We start from the raw sequence: 20574 nt of genomic DNA, 5'->3' as shown, positions 1-20574 counted from the left end.
ACTTGCGGATGCTCTCCCCTCGATCCACAGTTGCGAAGACCCTGCGGCGGTTGACGGTGGTGTTGTCCGCCGCGGCCCTGCTCGCGGGGTGCGGGTCCGGAGCCGCGGAGCAGCCGGACGCGACCACCGGCGCGAGCGCCGCCGCCGGCTCGGGCGGCGCGTTCCCCGTCACGGTGGAGCACGCCTTCGGCACCACGGAGATCACCAAGGCCCCCGAGCGGGTCGTCTCCGTGGGTTACACCGACGACCAGGCCGTCCTGGCGTTCGGCATCAAGCCGGTCGGCATGGTGGACCAGTACCCGAACCCGCCGGGCACGACGCCCGACATCAACACCCAGTGGCCCTGGGTGAAGGACAAGTGGGGCGACACCCGGCCCGAGGTCGTCATGACCAACGGCGACTCGGGCCCCAACTACGAGAAGATCGCCGCGCTGCGGCCGGATCTGATCGTCGCGGTCTACTCGGAGATCGACCAGGCGGCCTACGACCGGCTGTCCAAGATCGCGCCGGTGGTCGCCCGTACCAAGGCCGAGAAGGAGCCGTTCAGCGCTCCCTGGCAGGACAACGCGCTGCACATCGCCAAGGCGCTCGGCAAGGCCGAGGAGGGCGCGAAGATGGTCGCGGAGATCGACGCCAAGCTCAAGGCGGCGCGCGACGCGCACCCCGAGTGGGCCGGGAAGACCGCGGTGGCGCTGTCCTGGTACAAGAACTCGGTCGCGCCCTTCACCACCACCGACGTGCGCGGCCGGCTGGTGACGGGCATCGGCTTCAAGGGCCGGCCGGAGATCGACGAGATCGCGGGCGGCAGCTTCTACACGGTGCTGTCCCCCGAGCGCATCGACCTGGTGGACGTCGATCACATCTTCGTCATCGCCGACCAGGCCGACCAGGACGCGCTGAAGAAGTTCAAGCTGTTCGCCAACCTGCCCGCGGTCAAGAACGGCAACGTCTCGTACCTGCTCGACAGCGAGGGCCCGGCGATCGGCGCGGCCATGTCGCAGAGCACGCTGCTGTCGCTGCCGTACGCGATCGACGAGCTCGTCAAGTCGGTGGAGTCGTGACAAGGACGCATTCCCGCGAAGCTTCGGCGGTCCTGGTGTGAGCACCGGGACCGAGACCGCCCTCGCCATCCTGCGCACGGCGAGCGCGCGCGAGGCGGCCAGGTGGGTCGTGGCGCACTGCCGCGACACGCCGTGGCTGACCGCCGCGACCGCCGTGACCACGGTGGCGGGGGCGGCGCTGCAGGTGCTGCCGGTGTTCCTGCTCGGCCAGGTGGTGGACGGCGTGATCGCCGGGAAGCCGCACGACCTGCTGGTCACGATCGGGGTGCTGCTGGCGCTCGCCCTGCTGCTCGGCACGGTGGCCGCCGCTGCGTCGTCGTACCTGATCGGGCGGCTCGGCGCGGACCTGCTCGCCCGGCTGCGCGAGGGCGCGGTGCGGGCGGTGCTGGGCCTGCCGAGCGCCAGGATCGAGCAGGTCGGGCACGGTGACGTGCTGTCGCGGGTGGGTGACGACGTGGCCGTGGTGTCCAAGGGCATCCGCACGGCGATCCCCACCCTGTTCTCTGCGGCGGTGCTGGTCGTCATCGCCACGGCCGGCATGTTCGGCCTGGACTGGCGGCTGGGGCTGGCCGGCGCGGGGGCGCTGCCCGCGTACGCGCTGGCGCTGCGCTGGTACCTGCCCCGCTCCGCGCCGCTCTACCGCCGGCAGCGCGAGGCGCAGGCCGACCGGGCGCAGGCGCTCATCAGCGGGCTGAACGGCATCGGCACCGTGCGGGCCTACCGCCTCGAACCGCTGTTCCGCGAGCGGGTGGCCCGCGAGTCGTGGCGGGTGCGGAACCTCGGCATCCAGGTGTTCCGGCTCTTCGGCCGGTTCGTCGGCCGGGAGAACCGCGCCGAGTTCATCGGGCTCACCCTGATCATCGTCGCCGGGTACGTGCTGCTGGAGACCGGCCAGATCACGCTGGGCGAGGCGTCGGTCGCGCCGCTGCTGTTCCACCGGCTGTTCAACCCGCTCGGCTCGATCATGTTCACCTTCGACGAGGCGCAGAAGTCGGGCGCGAGCCTGGCCCGGCTGGTCGGGGTGCTGAGCGAGGCCACCCAGGAACGCCTGGCGGGCGCCCCTGACATCGCCCCTGCGGGCCCCGGCCCGCAGGCGGTGACGGTGGAGGGGCTGACGTTCGGCTATCCCGGCTCCGACCGGCCGGTGCTGCGCGATGTGAACCTGACGATCCCGGCCGGGCGCTCGCTCGCGCTGGTCGGGGCCACGGGCGCGGGCAAGACGACGCTGGCGGCGCTCATCGCCGGCATCGGCACCCCGCAGGCCGGCTCGGTGCGCATCGGCTCGACCTCGATCTCCGACCTGGACGAGGCGGACGCGCGGGCACTGGTGAGCATCCTCACACAGGAGACGCACGTGTTCTCCGGCACGCTCGCCGACGACCTGCGGCTGGCCGCGCCGGAGGCGAGCGACGCCGAGCTGATGGACGCGCTGCGCACGGTGGGCGCGGAGCCGTGGGTGTCGGCGCTGCCCGACGGCCTGGACACGCTGGTCGGCGAGGGCGGCGAGCGGCTCGACGGCACCAAGGCGGCGCAGCTCGCGCTGGCCCGGCTGGTGCTGGGGCGGGCGCCGGTGGTGGTGCTGGACGAGTCGACCGCGGAGGCGGGCAGCCAGGGAGCCGCCGAGCTGGAGCGCGCGGTGCTGGCCGCGTGCCGGGGGCGTACGGCGCTGTTCGTGGCGCACCGGCTGACGCAGGCGATGACCGCCGACCGCATCGCGGTGCTGGAGGCGGGGCGGGTGGTCGAGGAGGGCACCCACGAGGAGCTGGTGGCCGCGGACGGCCGGTACGCGCGGCTCTGGCGGGCCTGGCGCGAGTCTGGTTAGCCGATCATTGTTAGGTTAGGCTTACCTTACTTACGAACGTCTGAAGGGGCGGCTGAGGTCTTCATGCTTCGACCAAGCACTCGTGTGGTCTCCCTCTCTCCCGAACGGCTGGCCGGCCTGCGCCGCCGGGCCGGCGACCATCCCGACGGGGTTCTGCTGGAGGCCTGTGCGATCGGGCTGGCGTACTGGGCGGACGGGCCGGACGGCATCGACGGGCTCGCGCTCACGCCCGGCACGCCGTTCGCCGACGTGCTGGCCTGGGCGGCGGGCGGCGGCCGCGCACCGGAGCGCTGGCGGGCAGACGGCCTCGGCATCGCCGTCCCGGAGGGCGTCGATCTCGCCGACGCCCAGCTCGCGCTGGACGACCTGGCCGACTTCCCCGACCGGCCCATCGGCACCATCGCCCCGTCGAGCATCGAGATCCGGCTCGCCCAGCTCGCCCGATGGAACGACACCCGCGCCGACCGGGTCAGGCCGACCATCGTGGAGCTCTTCCACGAACAGGTACGCACCCGTCCCGACGCCGTCGCCATCGTGGACGAGCGCCGCACGCTCACCTACCGCGAGACCGCCGAGCTGGCCCACCAGCTCGCCCACCACCTCATCGAGCGCGGGCTGGCCGCCGAGCAGACCGTCGGCATCTCGCTGGAACGCTCGGCCGAGATGGTGATCGGGCTGCTGGCGGTGCTCATGGCGGGCGGCGCGTTCGTGCCGCTCGACCCGCACTGGCCGGCCGAGCGCCGCGCCCAGGTCATCGCCGACGCCGGGCTCGTCGCGCAGCTCGACCGCACCGGCGAGCACGACCCCGCAGAGCCGGACGCGGTGGCCGTGGACCTCGACGCCTGGGGCTACGGCTGCTACCCGGCCACCGAGACCGGGGTGACCGTGCCGGGGCCCGCGCTGGCGTACGTGATCTTCACCTCCGGCTCCACCGGGCGGCCCAAGGGCGCGATGATCCGGCATGAGGCGATCAGCGAGCGGCTGCTGTGGCAGTCGCAGGAGATCCTCGGCTTCGGGCCCGACGACGCCTCGCTGTTCAAGGCGCCGCTGTCGTTCGACATCTCGATCAACGAGATCTTCCTGCCGCTGGTCTGCGGCGGCAGGCTGGTGGTGCTGCGGCCCGGCGGCGAGCGCGACCCCCACCACCTGCTCAGCGTGATCGCCGAGCAGCGGGTGACGTTCACGTACCTGGTGTCGTCGATGCTGGACGTGCTGCTGGAGATGGCCGGCGACTCGGGTCGCCTGGACAGCCTGCGGCACGTGTGGTGCGGCGGCGAGGTGCTCACCCCCGAGCTGTACGAGCGGTTCCGCACCCGTCTCGGCATCCCCCTCTACCACGGTTACGGCCCGGCGGAGGCGACGATCGGCGTCTCGCACGTCATCTACCGGGGCGAAGCCGAGCGCCTGTCCACCTCGATCGGCAAGGCCAACCCCAACACCTGCCTGTACGTGCTGGACGACGAGCTGCGCCCGGTGCCCGTCGGGGTGGGCGGCGAGCTGTACGCCGGCGGTTTCCTGCTGGGCCGCGGCTACGTCAACGCGCCCGGCCTGACCGCCTCCCGGTTCGTGGCCAACCCGTTCGCCTCCGACGGCTCCCGCCTGTACCGGACCGGCGACCTCGCCAGGTTCGCCCCCGACGGGTCGCTGGACTTCCTCGGCCGCGCCGACAACCAGGTGAAGATCCGCGGCATGCGGCTGGAGCTGGAGGACGTCGAGGTCGCACTCGCCGAGCACCCGGGCGTGCGGCACACGTGCGTGGCCGCCAAGAAGCACGCATCGGGCGGCACCTACCTGGTGGGGTACGTGATCCCGGCGGCCGGCCACGAGGACCTGCGGCCTGAGGACGTCCTGGAGTGGGCCGCCGGGCACATGGTCGAGTACATGGTGCCCGCTCACGTCGTCGTCATGGACGCGTTCCCGCTCACCCCCAACGGCAAGCTGGACCGGCGCGCGCTGCCCGACCCCGAGCCGCGGGCCGAGCGGGTCGTCGCGCCCGCCACCGAGGAGGAGCGCGCGGTGTGCGCGGCCGTCGCGTCCGTGCTCGGCCTGGACGAGACCGGCGCGGCCGGCGCGGTCGGCGTGGACCGCAACTTCTTCCGGCTCGGCGGCGACAGCATCCTCGCGATCTCGCTGATCAGCGCGCTGCGCGAGCGGGGCCTGCACATCACGGCGGCGCAGGTCTTCGCCTCCCCCACGCTGGGCGCGCTCGCGGCGGTGGCCCAGCGGGAGGACGCCGCCGCCGACCCCTCCGACGTCGCCACCGGGCCGATCACCGGGTCGCCGATCCTGCGGTGGCTCGGCGAGACGACGGACGCGATCGGCGGGTTCGCGCAGTCGGTGGTGCTCAACACGCCGGACGGGCTGACCGGCGAGGCGCTCGATGCGATGCTCGCCGCCCTGCTCGACCGGCACCCCATGCTGCGGGCGCGGCTGGTGCGCGGCGAGCGCTGGGGCTTCGACGTCCCCGCCGCCGCTGCTCACCAAGGCGGCGCGCTCTGGGAGGAGAGCGACCGGAGCCTTGATGAGTGCGTGGACCGGGCCGTGTCGGCGCTGGACCCGGATGGGGGCGTGATGCTGCGCGCCGTGTGGCGGCGGGCGGAGCGGCAGCTCGTGCTGGCCGCGCACCACGTGGTGATCGACGGCGTCTCGTGGCGCATCCTCATGGACGACCTGGCCACCGCCTGGCGGCGGCTCTCCTGCGGGGAGCCGATCGCGCTGCCGCCCGCGGGCACGTCGTTCCGGCGCTGGACGCAGGTGCTGGAGTCGGCGGACTTCGCGGCCGGCCGCGCGTACTTCGCCCGCCCGCTTCCCGGCGCGGACCTGCCGCTGGGCAGGCGGCCGCTGGAGGCGTCGGACACCGTGGCCCGCGAGCGCACGCACGTCGTCACCGTCGGCCCTGAGGTGACCGCCGCGCTGCTGGGCGACCTGCCCGCGAGGTTCCACGCGAAGGTCAACGACGTGCTGCTGACCGCGCTGGCCGTCGCGCTCGCCCGCCGCCGCCGCGACCTGGGGCAGGAGCAGACGTTCGCGCACGTCGAGCTGGAGGGGCACGGCCGCGAGGGACGGTTCGTCGCCGCGTCGGCCGGGTTCGAGCCCGAGCTGTCGCGGACCGTGGGCTGGTTCACCACGTTGTTCCCGGTGACCGTGGACCCGGGCGCGGCGGACGACTTCACCGACCCCGCATACCTGGCGGCGGCGCTGAAGCGGGTCAAGGAGGACCTGGCCGGGGTGCCGGGCAACGGCCTCGCCTACGGCGTGCTGCGCCACCTGCGCGGCGTCGCGTTCGACGCGCCCGCGCCGCAGGTGCTGTTCAACTATCTCGGCAGGTACGAGGCGGGCACGCGGGCGGACTGGCGGCTCGCGGTCGCGACGGGGCAGCTCGGCGAGCGGCGCGACCCGGGGATGCGGCTGCCGCGCCCCCTGGAGTTCAACGCCATCGCCGAGCCGGGGCCGACGGGCGCGTACGAGCTGGTCACCACGATCTCCTGGCCCGAAGGAGTCTTCACCGGCGCCGACATCGAGGCGCTGGCCGGCTACTACCGGCAGGCGCTCGAGTCGCTGGCCGCGCTCCAAGACGGCGGCCACTCCCCCAGCGACTTCCTGCCGCTCGTCCTCACCCAGGCCGACGTGGACGCCCTCGACGGCCCCGCGCTGCGCGACATCCTCCCGCTGACCCCGCTGCAGGAGGGCCTGTACTTCCACTCGGTCTTCGACGGCGAATCGGCGGGCGGCTACGTCGAGCAGCAGATCATCACCCTGGACGGCCCGGTGGACGCCGACCGGCTCGCCGCGGCGGCCACGAGGCTGCTCGCGCTCTATCCGAACCTGGCGGCGCGGTTCGTGGCGCTCGCCGACGGCCGCGTCGTCTCGGTGCTGGAGGACGGCGTGCGCGCGCCGTTCTCCACGCTGGACCGGCCCGGCATCACCGACGAGGAGCTGCGTGACCTCGCCGAGCGGGACCGGCGCGCCGGGTTCGACCTCGCGACGGGGCCGCTCATGCGGTACACGCTCATCCGCCGGAGCCCCGGCCGGCACGTCCTGGTGCAGACCGTGCACCACATCGTCGCCGACGGCTGGTCGGTGCCGGTGATGCTGCGGGCGCTGCTGGACGAATACCACCGGCCGGGCAGCGGGTACGCGGACGACGGCTTCGCCGCGTACGTACGGGAGCTGGCCGGGCGGGACGACGCCGGGAGCGAGCGGGTCTGGCGCGAGCAGCTCGACGGGCTGGCGGGCCCCTCGCTGGTGGCCGAGGGTCACACCCCGTCGGACCGGTACGCCGACGTCACCGAGATCCCGGACGCCGACATCGACGAGGCCGCTCGGGCGGCGGGGGTGCCGCTGAGCGTGGCCGTGCACAGCGCGTGGGCCGCCACGCTGGGCGGCATCCTGCAGCGCACGGACGTGGTGTTCGGCTCCACGGTGTCCGGGCGGGAGGTGGACGTCCCCGGCGTCCAGGACATGGTGGGGTTGCTGATCAACACGATCCCCGTGCGCGCGCGGTGGGACGCCGCTACCACGGCGGGCGAGCTGCTGGAGTCCGTGCGCGCGCACCAGAGCGCGGTGCGCGGCCACCAGCACGTCTCGCTCACCGCGATCGGGCGGGCGGCGGGCGGCGGGCCGCTGTTCGACACGCTCGTGGTGTTCGACGTCGCCACCGACGTGGCGAGCCTGCGCAGGCCCGGCGACGATCTGATCATCACCGAGGTCGTGAACGAGGGCGCGCCGCACTATCCGCTGACCCTGGTCGTGGCGCGGGAGCCCGGCGGCGGGCCGCGCTTCACCCTCATCTACGACGGCGCGCTGCTGCGGGAGCGGGGCGCGCGGCACATCCTGGGCACGTTCACCCGCACGCTCGTCCGGTTGCTCACCCGGCCGGACGGCCCCGTCAGCGAGCCCGCACCGGCCCTGCCCGCACATGGCGGTGAGCACATCACGCTCGGCGGGCTGTTCGACGCCGCCGCCGCGCGGCACCCCGATACCGTGGCCGTCACCCAGTGCGCGCTGGACGGCGGCACCCGGTCGATGACGTACCGGGAGGTGCGGGAGGCCAAGGAGCGGCTGGCCTCGGCGCTGCGCGCGGCCGGGGTGGGGCCCGGCGACCGGGTGGCGGTCGCGATGCCGCGCTCGCTCGAACAGGTCGTCGCGATCATCGCGGCCGTCACGGCGGGCGGCGCGTACGTGCCGCTCGACCCGGCGTACCCGGACGAGCGGCTGGCGTACCTGCTGGCCGACTCCGCGCCCAAGGTGGTGCTCGCGGACCGGGAGCGGCGCGACCGCATGGCGCGGCTGGCCGGCGGGCGGGTGCCCGTGCTCGTCCAGGACGACGACCTGCCGCTCGACCCCTCCAGGCCGCGTGTCGCCGCGCACGACCCCGCGTACGTGATCTACACCTCCGGCTCGACCGGCCGGCCCAAGGGCGTGGTGGTGCCGCACTCCGCCGTTCTGTCGCTGCTCGCCGGCACATGGCCGGACATGCGGTTCGGACCGGATGACGTGTGGGTGCAGTTCCACTCGGCGTCGTTCGACTTCGCGGTGTGGGAGCTGTGGGGCGCGCTGGCGCACGGCGGTGAGCTGCTGGTGCCGGAGTACGCGCTCACCCGCTCCCCCACCGACTTCCACCGCCTGGTGCGCGAGCGCGGGGTGACCGTGCTGAACCAGACACCCTCCGCGTTCTACCAGCTCGCCGAGGCCGACCGGCACGCCGATCAGCGCATGGAGTCGCTGCGGCTGGTGATCTTCGGCGGCGAGGCGCTGGACCTCGGACGGCTGCGCGGCTGGGTCGGGCGGTACGGCACGCGCGCGCCCGAACTGGTCAACATGTACGGCATCACCGAGACCACCGTGCATGTCACCCACCGGGTGCTGACCGACGAGGACTTCGCGGGCTCCGCCGTGTCGCCGATCGGGCGGGCGATCCCCGGCCTGGTCACGTACCTGCTGGATGAGCTGCTGCGGCCGGTGCCGCCCGGCCGGGCAGGCGCCGTTTACGTGGCGGGTGCGCAGCTCGCGCTCGGCTACCTGGGGCGGCGCGGGCTGACCGCGTCGCGGTTCGTGGCGGATCCCTTTGCCGGTGACGGGTCCAGGATGTACCACACGGGCGACCTGGCGCGGCGGACGCTGGACGGGGAGCTGGAGTTCGTCGGGCGGGCCGACGACCAGGTGCAGCTCAAGGGGTTCAGGATCGAGCTCGGCGAGGTCGAGTCGGCCATCCGGGACCTGGACGGGGTCGTGGACGTGGCCGTCACCGTCGCTCCGTCCGGTGACCATCTCGTGGCGCACGTGGCCGGCCGGGTGCCGGACGACTGGGCCGGCCTGCTGGGGGCGCGGCTGCCCGCGTACATGGTGCCGGGGCTGATGCTGCCGATCGACGCGCTGCCGCTGACCGTCAACGGCAAGCTGGACCGCGCCGCCCTGGCCGCCCGCACCGCCGGACAAGCGGACGCCGCCTCCTCTCACCCCTCACCCGCGCCGGGCGTCGAAGCCGTCGTGAGTGCGCTGGTCGGGGTGTTCGCCGAGACGCTGCCGGGTGTCGAGGTGGACGCCGACACCGATTTCTTCCGCGCCGGGGGCGACAGCATCGTGGCCATAGCCCTGGTCAACCGGGCGAGGGCGCTCGGGCTGCCGGTCACACCGCGCGAGGTGTTCCTGTTCAAGACGCCGCGCGCGCTCGCCGAGCACCTGGACGTGCCCGCCGAACCGGCGCCCCAGCCCGTCGCGCCCGCCATGCCCGCCGCCCGTGCGGACGGGCCGTTCGCGCCGACCCCGATCATGCTGCGGCAGCGCGAGCTGGGCGGCTCGCCGGCCAGGTTCGCGCAGGCCAGAACGCTGGCAGTACCGGACGAGGCGGGCTTGGCGGACGTCGAGCGGGCCGCGAACGCGGTCGTCGCCGCCCACCCGGCGCTGCGGCTGCGGCTGCGGATCGAGCACGGCGTGTGGACGCCGTGCACCGAGCCGCCGAGGCCCGTCGCCGTCGTCCGGGCGGCCGGGACCGACGCGAAGGCGGCGGCGGACGAGGCGGCCGGGCGGCTGGATCCCGAGTCCGGAAAGATGGTCGCGTTCACCTGGCTGGAGGCGTGCCGGACACTCGTCGTCACCGCGCACCACCTCGCCGTGGACGCGGTCTCCTGGCTGGTGCTGCTCGACGACCTGGCCGCCGCGCTGAGGGGCGCCGGCCTGCCGCCGGAGACGACGCCGTACGCGGACTACGCCGACGCCCTGGCCGCCACCGCCGCCCACGGCACCGGTTCTCTCGGCCGCTGGCTCACCACCCTGGACGCGCCCCCGCTGCTGCCCGGCACGCCCGGGGGGCGGCGGACGGTGACGGTGGAGGTCGCGCCGGAGGTCAGCGCGGCCGTCACGCGGGACGCGCCCGCCGCGCTCGGCGTCGGCGTGACCGAGCTGCTGTGCGGGGCGCTGCGGGCCGCGCTGACCCGCGTCCAGGACGTACCGGATGATCTGGCGATCGACCTGGAACGGCACGGCCGGGTCCCGGTGCTGCCGCACCACGACTACACGCGCACGGTCGGCTGGTTCACCTCGATCGCGCCCGTCCGGCTGGCCCCGCACACCGACCCGGTGGCGGCGGCGCGCGAGCTGGCCGAGCGGCAGCCGGACGAGCACGCGCACCTCGCCTACGGGCGGCTCCGCTACCTCAACCCGCAGACGGCCCCGCTGCTGACCGGGCGGCCGCAGGTGCTCTTCAACTACCTCGGCCAGGGCAGCGAGTCCCAGGCGGTGGAGGTCACGGGGGACGCGCCTTGCCATTACGCGGTCGAGGCGGACGCCTGGCTGGAGGCGGGCACCGGGGCGCTGCGTGCCACGTTCGCGCTGGCCGAGGGCGTACCGGACGAGCTGGCCGAGCACTGGCGGGACGCGGTCGGCGAGGTCGCGCGGGCCGCGGCGGCGGCCGAGCGGACCGCGCCGGTGACCCCGCTGCAGCAGGGCCTGTTCTACCAGGCGCAGCTCTCCGGCCCCTCCGGGCACTACGTGGCGCAGAGCTGCTTCACCTTCGACCGCCGCCTGGACCCCGAGGCGCTGGCCGACGCGATGGCGTACGTGATCGCCCGGCATCCCGGCGTCGGGGCCGGGTTCACCACCGGCGCGGACGGCGTGCCCGTCCAGGTGCTGGCGGCGGGCCGCCGGGTGGAGGTGCGGACCGTGGAGGTGGCGTCGGACGCCGAGGCCGAGGAGTTGCGCACCCGCGACCGGGCCACCGGCTTCGACCTTGAAGATCCGCCGCTGATCAGGATGACCGTGCTGCGCCGCCCGGGCGGCGGGGACGTGCTGCTGCTCAGCTACCACCTGCTGCTGTGGGACGGCTGGTCGCGCGAGATCGTGCTGCGCGACCTGTTCGCCGCCTACGAGGCGGTGCTCGCCGGCCTGCTGCTCGACCCGGCTCCCGCGACGCCGGGCTTCGAGGAGTACGCCCGCGCGCTCGCCGCCCGCGACCCCGCGCCGGCCAGGCGGTTCTGGGCCGAGCAGCTCGCCGGCCTGCCCGGGCCGACGCTGCTCGCGGGTCCCGCGCCGAAGCTGCGCGACGGGCTGCCGCAGGCGCTCGTACGGACGCTGTCCGCCGAGCGGTCGGAGCGGCTGCGCGCGGCGGCGCGGACGCACGGCGTCACCCTCAACACGGTGCTGACCGGCGCGTTCGGCCTGCTGCTCGGCGCGCACACCGGCCGCTCGGACGCGGTCTTCGGCGTCACCGTCTCCGGCCGCGACGGGCAGCAGTTCCCGGGCCTGGACGGCATGGTGGGCGTGCTGCTCAACACCGTCCCGATGTGGACGCGGCCCCGCCCGGCCGGCACCGTAGGCGACTATCTGGCGGAGGTGCAGGCGGCCAGGGCCGCCGCGATGGAGCACGAGCACCTGGGGCTGGGCGACATCCAGCGCGACACCGGCCACGACACGCTGTTCGACAACCTCTTCGTGCTGCAGAACTTCCTCGACCTGGACGCGCTGGAGGAGATCAACGCCCGGCACGGCATCGTCGAGGTGCGCGCCGACGACTCCACGCACTACCCGTTCACCTGGGTGGTCACGCCGGGCGAGCGGCTGACGGTGAAGCTGGAGTACCGCGACGGCGACACCGCGCGCGCCGAGCGGCTCCTGGACGACTACCTGCTCCTGCTCGACGAGCTGGCCCGCGCCGGCGGCCCGGTCGCGGCCCTGCCCGGCCTGGGCCCGACGCCGGTGCCGGGCCCGCGTACGGACGTCGGCACCGAGACCGTGGTGGACCTGTTCGACCGGGCGGCCGAGCGTTCCCCGCACCGGACGGCGCTCGTCGCGGGCGGCGCGTCGATGACGTTCGAGCAGCTCAAGGAGCGCAGCAGGGCGGTGGCCGGGGTGCTCGCCCGGCGCGGCATCGGCCCCGAGCGGACCGTCGCGCTGGCCGTCCCGCGCTCGCTCGACTCGATCGTGGCGCTGTTCGCCGTGCTGCGGACGGGGGCCGCGTACGTGCCGCTGGAGCTGGACCACCCGGACGAGCGGATCGCCGCGATCGTCGCCGACGCCCGCCCCGACGTCGTCCTCACGGTGAGCGCGGTCGCGTCCCGCCTGCGCGGCACCGCCGCGGAGCTGATCGAGCTGGACCGGCCGCTGCCGGAGGCGGAGCCGTACGTGACGTTCGCGCCCGGCGACCCCGACCGGCTGCGGCACCCCGCGTACGTCATCTACACCTCCGGCTCGACCGGGCGGCCGAAGGGCGTGGTGACGGAGTACGCCGGGCTGACGAACATGCTGCTCAACCACCAGCGCCGCATCTTCGAGCCGGTGCTGGCCGAGCACGGGCACCGGGTGTTCAGAATCGCGCACACGGTGTCGTTCGCGTTCGACATGTCGTGGGAGGAGCTGCTGTGGCTCGCCGACGGCCACGAGGTGCACATCTGCGACGAGGAGCTGCGCAGGGACGCGCCCCGGCTGGTCGCGTACTGCCTGGAGCACGGCATCGACGTCATCAACGTCACCCCCACCTACGCCCAGCAGCTGCTGGCCGAGGGGCTGCTCGACGACCCGGCGCGGCGGCCCGCGCTGGTGCTGCTCGGCGGCGAGGCGGTGACGCCCGGCCTGTGGTCGCGGCTCGCCGAGACCGAGGGCACGTGCGGCTACAACCTGTACGGGCCCACCGAGTACACGATCAACACGCTCGGCGTGGGCACGTTCGAATGCGCCGACCCGGTGGTGGGCGTGCCGATCGACAACACCGACGTGTACGTGCTGGACCCGTGGCTGCGCCCGGTGCCCGACGGGGTGCCCGGCGAGCTGTACGTCTCGGGCATCGGCATCGCGCGCGGCTACCTCGGGCAGAGCGGGCAGACCGCGCACCGGTTCGTGGCCTGCCCGTTCGGCGAGCCGGGCGAGCGGATGTACCGCACCGGCGACCTCGTGCTGCGGCGGCCCGACGGCAACCTCGCCTACCTGGGCCGCACCGACCAGCAGGTCAAGATCCGGGGACACCGGGTGGAGCCGGGCGAGGTGGAGGCGGCGTTCGCGGCGCATCCGGCGGTGCGGTTCGCCGCGGCGGTGGCGCAGCCCGACCCGGGGGTTGACGGGGCGTACCGGCTGGCCGCCTACCTCGTGCTGGACGGCGCGGACCTCACCTCGGTCGCCGCCGAGGTGTGCGCCGCGCTGCCCGACTACCTGCGGCCCACCCACTACGCGCAGGTCCCCGCGATCCCGCTGACCGTGAACGGCAAGGCCGACACCAGGGCGCTGCCCGAGGCCAAGCCGCTCGGCGCGCTGACCTCCGCGGGCGAGCGGGGGCCCGCGACCGAGACCGAGGCGGTGGTGTGCGCGCTGTTCGCCGAGACGCTCGACCTGGACGACGACGAGGTGAGCGCGGTGAGCGACTTCCTGGCCATGGGCGGGCACTCCATGCTCGCGCTGCGGCTGGCAGGTCTGCTGCGCCGCGAGTTCGGCCCGGTCGTCACCGTACGCGACCTGTTCACCCTGAGAACCCCGCAAGCGCTGGCCCGCCACATCGATGAGCACTCCTGACATGACCGAAGAGACTCCTGTGCGCACGGGCTCCGACGTGCTGCGCGCCGCGCTGCGCCGCAACGCGCGCGCGATGACGGCGGGCACCCTGCTCATGGGGATGTACCAGGCGGCCGAGACCGCCTTCCCCATCGCGCTCGGCCTCATCGTCGAGCACACGCTGCAGGAGCGCAGCCTGGGCTCGCTGGCCCTGTCGATCGCGGCGCTCGCCGTGATCGTCACGACGGTGTCGCTGTCGTGGCGGTTCGGGATGCGCATCCTGCAGAAGGCCAACACGACCGAGGCGCACCGCTGGCGGGTCAGGATCGCCTCCTGCGCGCTGCAGCCGGTCGCCAGGGACACCGGGCTCAAGTCCGGCGAGGTGCTGACCATCGCCACCGAGGACGCCGACCAGACCGCCGACATCATCGAGGTGGTGCCGCTGCTGATCAGCTCGCTGGTCGCGGTCGTGGTGGCGGCGGTGGCGCTGGGCATGGCCAGCATGCCGCTCGGCCTGCTGGTGATCGCCGGCACGGCGGCCATCCTGTCGGCGCTCAGCGTGCTGTCGCGGCGCATCGGCGCCGGCACCCGCGAGCAGCAGGCCAGGGTGGCGCGGGCGGGCGCGAAGGTCGCCGACCTGATCAGCGGCCTGCGCCCGCTGCACGGCTTCGGCGGCGGGCACGCGGCGTTCCTGTCGTACCGGAAGGTCAGCGCGCACGCCCGCGACCAGGCGGTCACCGTCGCCAAGGCCGCAGGCGCGTACGCCGGGACCGCGCTCGCGCTCAACACCCTGCTCGCCGCCGCCGTGACGCTGACGGCGGGCTGGCTGGCGCTGTCCGGGGAGATCTCCATCGGGGAGCTGGTCATGGCGGTGGGGCTCGCGCAGTTCATCATGGAGCCGCTCAAGCTGTTCTCCGAGATGCCCAAGTACGTGACGGTCGCGCGGGCGTCGGCCGACCGGATGGCGCTGGTGCTGGCCGCGCCGCCGGTGGCGGCGCCCGGCTCCGGGCATCCGCCTCCGGACGGCGACCTGGAGGTGGACGGCCTGCGCTTTGGGGCGCTCGACGGGCTGAAGTTCCACGTGCCCGCCGGTTCCTTCGTGGCGATCGCCGCCTACGACCAGCGCGCGGCGGCCGACCTCGTCGCCGTCTTGGGGGCGCGGGTGCCGCCCGGCGCATACGAGGGCGTGGTGCGGATCGGCGGCCGGGACATCCGGGAGCTGTCGGTCACCGGGGTGCGCGAGCATCTGCTGGTGAACCCGTACGACGCGGAGATCTTCGCCGGCACGCTGCGCAGCAACATCGACCCGTCGGGCACCGGCCGCGACGTCGCGGCGGCGGTGGAGGCGTCCATGCTGACCGACGTCGTGGCCCTGCACCCGGAGGGGCTCGACCATCCCGTACGCGACCGCGGCGCGAACCTGTCCGGCGGGCAGCGGCAGCGCCTGTCGCTGGCCCGCGCGCTCGCCGCCGACCCCGCCATCCTCGTGCTGCACGACCCGACCACGGCCGTGGACGCGGTCACCGAGCAGCTCATCGCCCGCAACCTGGCCGCGCTGCGCCGTGGCCGCACCACGGTGGTGATCACCGGCAGCCCGGCGCTGCTGGACGCGGCGGACCGCGTCCTCGTCCTGGACGGCGGCGTGATCGCCGCCGAGGGCGCCCACCGTGACCTGCTGTCCCGCGACGACACCTACCGCCTGGCCGTCGCCAGGTGAAACACCTAGAGAGGAACGAGCATGACCAACCCCTTCGACGACGCGGACGGCCGCTTCCTGGTGCTGGTCAACCCGGAGAACCAGCACTCGCTGTGGCCGTCGTTCGCGCCGGTGCCCGCCGGGTGGACCGTCGTGCTGCCCGAGACCACCCGCGCCGCCTGCCTGGAGTACATCGAGACGCACTGGACGGACCTGCGGCCCCGATCGCTGGCCGAGAGGGCCGGGAGCGCCGGGAGCGCCGGGAGCGCCGGAAACGTGGACACGTGACCTGACCTGATCTCCCGACTGTTTACGAGCCGCCGGTCGGGGCAGACGCGCCGCATGCCTGTTGTGGACCAGACGCTGATGTTGTTGCTCAAGGGATACGCCTGGCTCCCCGACCTGCGCAGGCGGGCGGCGGGCGACGTGGTGCGCACGCGCGTGCTCGGGCGGCGGGCGACCGGCCTGTGCGGTCCCGACGCCGCGCGTTTCTTCTACGACGAGGAGAACGTGGAGCGGCGGGCGGCGCTGCCCGGCCCGGTCAGGAGCACGCTGTTCGGCCACGGTTCGGTGCACGGCCTGGACGGCGCCGCACACCGGGTGCGCAAGGCGATGTTCACCTCGCTGTTCAGCGGGCCCGCCGTGGCCGCGCTCGTCGCGCACGTCACCACCGAGTGGGATCTCGCGGTGGCGTCCTGGGAGGGGCGGCCGGTGGTGCTGTTCGACGAGAGCGCCCTGATGCTGACCAGGGCGGTGTGCGAGTGGACCGGGCTGGCCGTGGACGAGGAGGACCTGCCGGAGCTGGCCGCCGACCTGGTCGCGATGGTGGACGGGCTGGGCACCGCCGGGCCCCGGCACTGGCGGGCCAGGCAGGCGCGGCGGCGGCGCGAAGCCTGGCTGGACCGGCTGGTCCGCGACCTGCGCAACGGCTGCGAGGAGGCGCCGCCCGACTCCGCCGCCGAGGTGGTGGCCGTGCACCGCGACGCCAGCAGCAGGCCGCTGCCCCCGCGCGTGGCGGCCGTGGAGCTGCTCAACGTGCTGCGGCCGACCGTGGCGGTCTCCTGGCTCATCACGTACGCGGCGCACGCCCTGCATCGCCGGCCCGAGCATCGTGCCCGGCTGGCCGGCGGCGACCCGGAGTTCGCCGAGGCGTTCGCGCACGAGCTGCGGCGCTTCTACCCGTTCGCGCCGCTGCTCGGCGGCCGGGCCGCGCGCGAGCTCGACTGGCGCGGCACGCACATCCCCCGCGGGTCGCTGATCCTGCTGGACGTGTACGGCCAGCACCACGACCCGAGGTACTGGCGTGACCCGTACACGTTCGACCCCCGCCGCTTTCTCGGCGCCGCGCCGGGCCCGTACGACCTGATCCCTCAGGGCGGCGGCGACGCGCACAGCGGCCACCGCTGTCCCGGCGAAGCGCTCACCATGGCACTGCTGCGCGCTGTCGCGCCCCGCCTGGCCAGGCTCGACTATGAGGTGCCGCGCCAGGACCTGACCATCTCCCTGCGCCGGATGCCCGCCCGCCCGGCCAGCGGCTTCATCCTCGTCCCCGCCCGCCCCGCACCCCTGGCGTCCCCGGCCTCTCCCTTCCCGCACGCCGGGCGCCGCGCCCCCGCCTGACCCTTCGCCTTGCGCTGCCTTGCCTGGCTCGCCGCGCGAGCGGAGCATGGGTGCCCATGATCAGAGAACCGCAGATCCTCGTCTGCTCCGGCGTGCTGTACCCGCCCGCGGACTACCGCCACCCCGGCGCCCAGATCTGGCAGGCCATGCGGCTGGCGGACGTCCGCAGGCCGCGCGTGTGCCTCATCGCCACGGCCACCGGCGACTCGCGCGAGCACATCACGGGCTGGTACGAGCGGGCCGGCTCGTTCGGGGACGCGGAGCTGTCCCACCTCACGCTGTTCACCCAGCCGAACGTGCCCGACGTGCGGGCGCACCTGCGCGCCCAGGACGTGATCTTCGTCTCCGGCGGCAGCGTGGTCAACCTGCTCGCCGTCTGGCGCGCCCACCGGCTGGAGGAGATCCTGCGCGAGTGCTGGGAGTCGGGGGTGGTGCTGGCCGGGCAGAGCGCGGGCAGCCTGTGCTGGCACCTCGGCGGGGTGACCGACTCCTTCGGCGACCGGCTGGATGTGGTCGCCGACGGCCTGGCGTTCCTGCCGTTCTCCAACGGGGTGCACGACGACCTCGGCGATCAGCCCAGACGTACGAGCTTCCGCCGGGCCGTGGGCGCGGGCGAGCTGCCCGCCGGATACGCCACCGAGGACGGCGTGGCCCTGCACTATGTGGGGACCCGCTTGCATGAGGCGGTGGCCGTGCTGCCGGAGCGGCATGCCTGCTTCATCGAGCCGGGGCCGGGCGGAAGCCATCGGGAGACGGCGATACCTGCTCGGCTCTGGATGCCCTGAGAGTTTCGTCTCGGACGCTTCCGTGGCGGCGCATCCATATTTTATGCTTTTCCTACTCGAACACTGGGTTATTGTCGCCGACCGGAACAGGAAGACGCACCGATGAGCTCCGAGTTCCTCTGGTACATCCCGAACCAGAACGACCCAGGCCACCGCGGCGACGACGTCGTGGAGGGCCACAACAGCCTGGAGACCCTCACCAGTCATGCCCTGGCGCTGGAGAAGCACGGCTGGGAGGGGGCGCTCATCGGCACCGGCTGGGGGCGTCCCGACACCTTCACCGTCGCCACGGCGCTGGCCGCGCGCACGACGACGTTCCGGCCGCTGATCGCCGTGCGGCCCGGCTACTGGCATCCCGCCAAGTTCGCCTCCGCCGCCGCCACCCTCGACCACCTGACCGGCGGGCGGGTGCTCGTCAACATCGTCTCCGGCAAGGACAACCTCGCCGCGTACGGCGACAGCGAGGGCGACCAGGCCCAGCGCTACGCCCGCACCAGGGAGTTCCTGCAGATCGTGCGGCGGCTGTGGACCGAGGAGGACGTCACCTTCCACGGCGAGCACTTCCAGGTCACCGGCTCCACCGTGCGGCCGCGCCCGGTCGTCAGGGGCGAGCGCCGCCATCCGAGGCTCTACTTCGGCGGCGCGTCCGAGGCGGCCGAGCGGGTGGCCGCGACGGACGCCGACGTGCAGCTCTTCTGGGGCGAGCCGCTCGACGGGATCGCCGAGCGCATCGACCGCCTCAAGACGCTCAGCGAACGGCTCGGCAGGGAACTGCCGCCGCTGGAGTTCGGGCTGCGGGTGACCACGTTCGTCCGCGACACCACCGAGCAGGCGTGGGCCGACGCCGAGGCCAAGGTCGCCAAGATGTCGCAGGACGGCACCTTCCGCGACCCCAACCGGCACACCGCCGTCGGCCAGCAGCGCCTGCTCGACCTGGCCGCCCGTGGCGAGGTGCTCGACGACAACCTCTACACCGCGCCCGGCAAGTACGGCGGCGGCGAAGCCGGCACCACGTGGCTGGTGGGCTCGCCTGAGGACGTCGCCAAGTCGCTGCGCCGCTACCAGGCGCTCGGCATCACGCACTTCATCCTGTCCGACACGCCGTACCTGCCGGAGATCAAGCGCCAGGGCGAACAGCTCCTGCCCCTGCTCCGCGCCTGACCCCGCCCCCTTCTGTGCTTTCACGTGCCCGGCGGGCTTCTCCTTGGTCCGCCGGGCTCTTTCTCCGCCGGCCGGCACCTTGTTTCTTCGCCAGCCTGCACCTTGTGGTTGCACCGCCCCCGACTTCCCAGCCCGCGACCGCGAGGCGGTGTCCGGCTCATGAGGAGGCTGCTCGTCCTGGTGGCGGCGCTGGCGCTGACCGCCTGCGGGCAGGCGCCTGCCGGCCCCGAGCCTCGGGAGCGGGGTTTCTCGTCACGGTGGAGAACTGCGGCCGTACGCTCACCTTCGGCCGCCCGCCGTCCAAGGCGGTGACCGGCTACCACCCGCCGCTGGAGACGCTGCTCGCGCTCGGGCTGGGTGACCGGGCGCACGTACGTCGGGGAGAGCGCGTTCCTGCCGGGCCAGAAGGAGCAGTACGACAAGATCCCGCAGATCTCCGGCACGACCATGCTGCCGCAGAGGGAGGTCATGCTCACCCAGGGCGCGGACTTCGTCCTGGACAACAGCATGGCGGAGCTTCGACGCCGCCGGCGGCTACGCGACCGTGGAGGAGCTGGACGCGGCCGGCAGCCCCGTCTACATCCTGGGCGGCCGGTGCGGCCCCGAGGAGGTGCCGCAGTTCAGCATCGACGACACGCTCACCGGCCTGCGCGGCGAGGTGCTCACCGCCGAGCCGATCGCGCAGGTGTACGGAGTTCGCGCGAGGCGCCGCACCCAGCTCGTCGTCGACCGCCTCGAGGACGACTGAGACCCCTGCCGGTCATCACAAACGGATGAGGTCGGCGACCTCCTCGGACAGGCCCGGCGAGGTCATGACATGGCCCATCCCGGGCACGACGTGCAGGACCGCGCCGGGAATCGCGGCCGCCAGCGCCTCACCGTGGGCCAGGGGATAGAGCGGATCCCGGTCGCCGTGCACGATCGAAGTCGGCGCGCTGATCGACGACAGCGGGGCGTCCAGGGAGGGATCGTCCAGCCACACGGCCCGGTGATGGCTGGCCGCCGCGCCCGGATCGACGGCCCGCGACAGGGCCAGCTCCAGCATCGCCCGGGCGGCCGGCTCACCCGCCAGTGCCCGCTTCATCGCCGGCCTCGGATCGTGCCCCATCGGCGAGCTGGACATGATGGTCAACGACCGCACCCGGTCCGGCGCGTGCACCCCGAGCCACTGGGCGATCATGCCGCCCAGCGAGGTGCCCGCCACGTGCGCGGCGCCGACCCCATCACCATCAGCACGGCGGGATCATCGGGATCTCCGGTCCGTTCGGTCCATGACCGCACCGGCCCGGAGTCCATGAACCGCTCCTGCGCGTTCAGCATGGAGGCACGCTAGCGGCCGCCTGCCGCCGGGCTCCAACCCTTATCGGGATTCGAGGTGCGAGCGCCGGCCTCGGCGATCCGCCGGGCCGGCACGTGGCCCTGCAGGCCGGCAGGACCACGCGGCCGAGCTGGGCG

General features: G+C 73.9%; 9 protein-coding genes and 1 pseudogene. 9 read left to right on the top strand and 1 reads right to left on the bottom strand.

The annotated features are described in order from the left end of the window. Positions 1-56 precede the first annotated feature (56 nt). From ACFMQL_RS32850 to ACFMQL_RS32810, 9 genes are all read left to right on the top strand, one after another. Positions 57-1061 carry an iron-siderophore ABC transporter substrate-binding protein gene (locus ACFMQL_RS32850; protein WP_364057417.1) on the top strand — a complete coding sequence of 335 codons (1005 nt, stop codon included), beginning with the start codon at positions 57-59 and terminating at the stop codon, positions 1059-1061. 37 nt (positions 1062-1098) lie between these two features. Continuing rightward, entirely contained in the window at positions 1099-2883 is a 1785-nt protein-coding gene (locus ACFMQL_RS32845) for an ABC transporter ATP-binding protein (RefSeq protein ID WP_364052061.1), read from the top strand. Between the two features lie 84 nt (positions 2884-2967). Then, positions 2968-13878, top strand: coding sequence for an amino acid adenylation domain-containing protein (locus ACFMQL_RS32840; RefSeq protein ID WP_378788639.1), 10911 nt, complete (start codon positions 2968-2970; stop codon positions 13876-13878). Position 13879: 1 nt separating this feature from the next. Continuing rightward, positions 13880-15574, top strand: coding sequence for an ABC transporter ATP-binding protein (locus ACFMQL_RS32835; RefSeq protein ID WP_364052067.1), 1695 nt, complete (start codon positions 13880-13882; stop codon positions 15572-15574). Positions 15575-15595: 21 nt separating this feature from the next. Then, positions 15596-15841, top strand: coding sequence for an MbtH family protein (locus ACFMQL_RS32830; RefSeq protein WP_378788637.1), 246 nt, complete (start codon positions 15596-15598; stop codon positions 15839-15841). A gap of 54 nt (positions 15842-15895) precedes the next feature. Continuing rightward, positions 15896-17173: a cytochrome P450 gene (locus ACFMQL_RS32825; protein WP_378788635.1), complete on the top strand. Its 1278-nt coding sequence runs from the start codon at positions 15896-15898 to the stop codon at positions 17171-17173. 56 nt (positions 17174-17229) lie between these two features. Then, positions 17230-17958 (top strand): Type 1 glutamine amidotransferase-like domain-containing protein, encoded by a 729-nt coding sequence (locus ACFMQL_RS32820; protein ID WP_378788633.1) that lies wholly within the window; start codon positions 17230-17232, stop codon positions 17956-17958. A gap of 102 nt (positions 17959-18060) precedes the next feature. Beyond that, positions 18061-19119, top strand: coding sequence for an LLM class flavin-dependent oxidoreductase (locus ACFMQL_RS32815; RefSeq protein ID WP_378788630.1), 1059 nt, complete (start codon positions 18061-18063; stop codon positions 19117-19119). 544 nt (positions 19120-19663) lie between these two features. Next, a complete protein-coding gene (locus tag ACFMQL_RS32810; RefSeq protein WP_378788629.1) occupies positions 19664-19867 on the top strand; it encodes a hypothetical protein in 204 nt (67 codons plus the stop codon). Positions 19868-19882: 15 nt separating this feature from the next. Here ACFMQL_RS32810 and ACFMQL_RS32805 read toward each other — a convergent pair. After that, a pseudogene (locus ACFMQL_RS32805) lies at positions 19883-20329 on the bottom strand (alpha/beta fold hydrolase); the annotation flags it as partial. Positions 20330-20574: the final 245 nt, after the last annotated feature.

This window comes from Nonomuraea fastidiosa (genome assembly GCF_042751225.1).
Lineage (GTDB): Bacteria > Actinomycetota > Actinomycetes > Streptosporangiales > Streptosporangiaceae > Nonomuraea > Nonomuraea fastidiosa.
The sequence above is the reverse complement of the archived record's forward strand: the minus strand, read 5'-3'. Positions and strand labels throughout refer to the sequence as shown.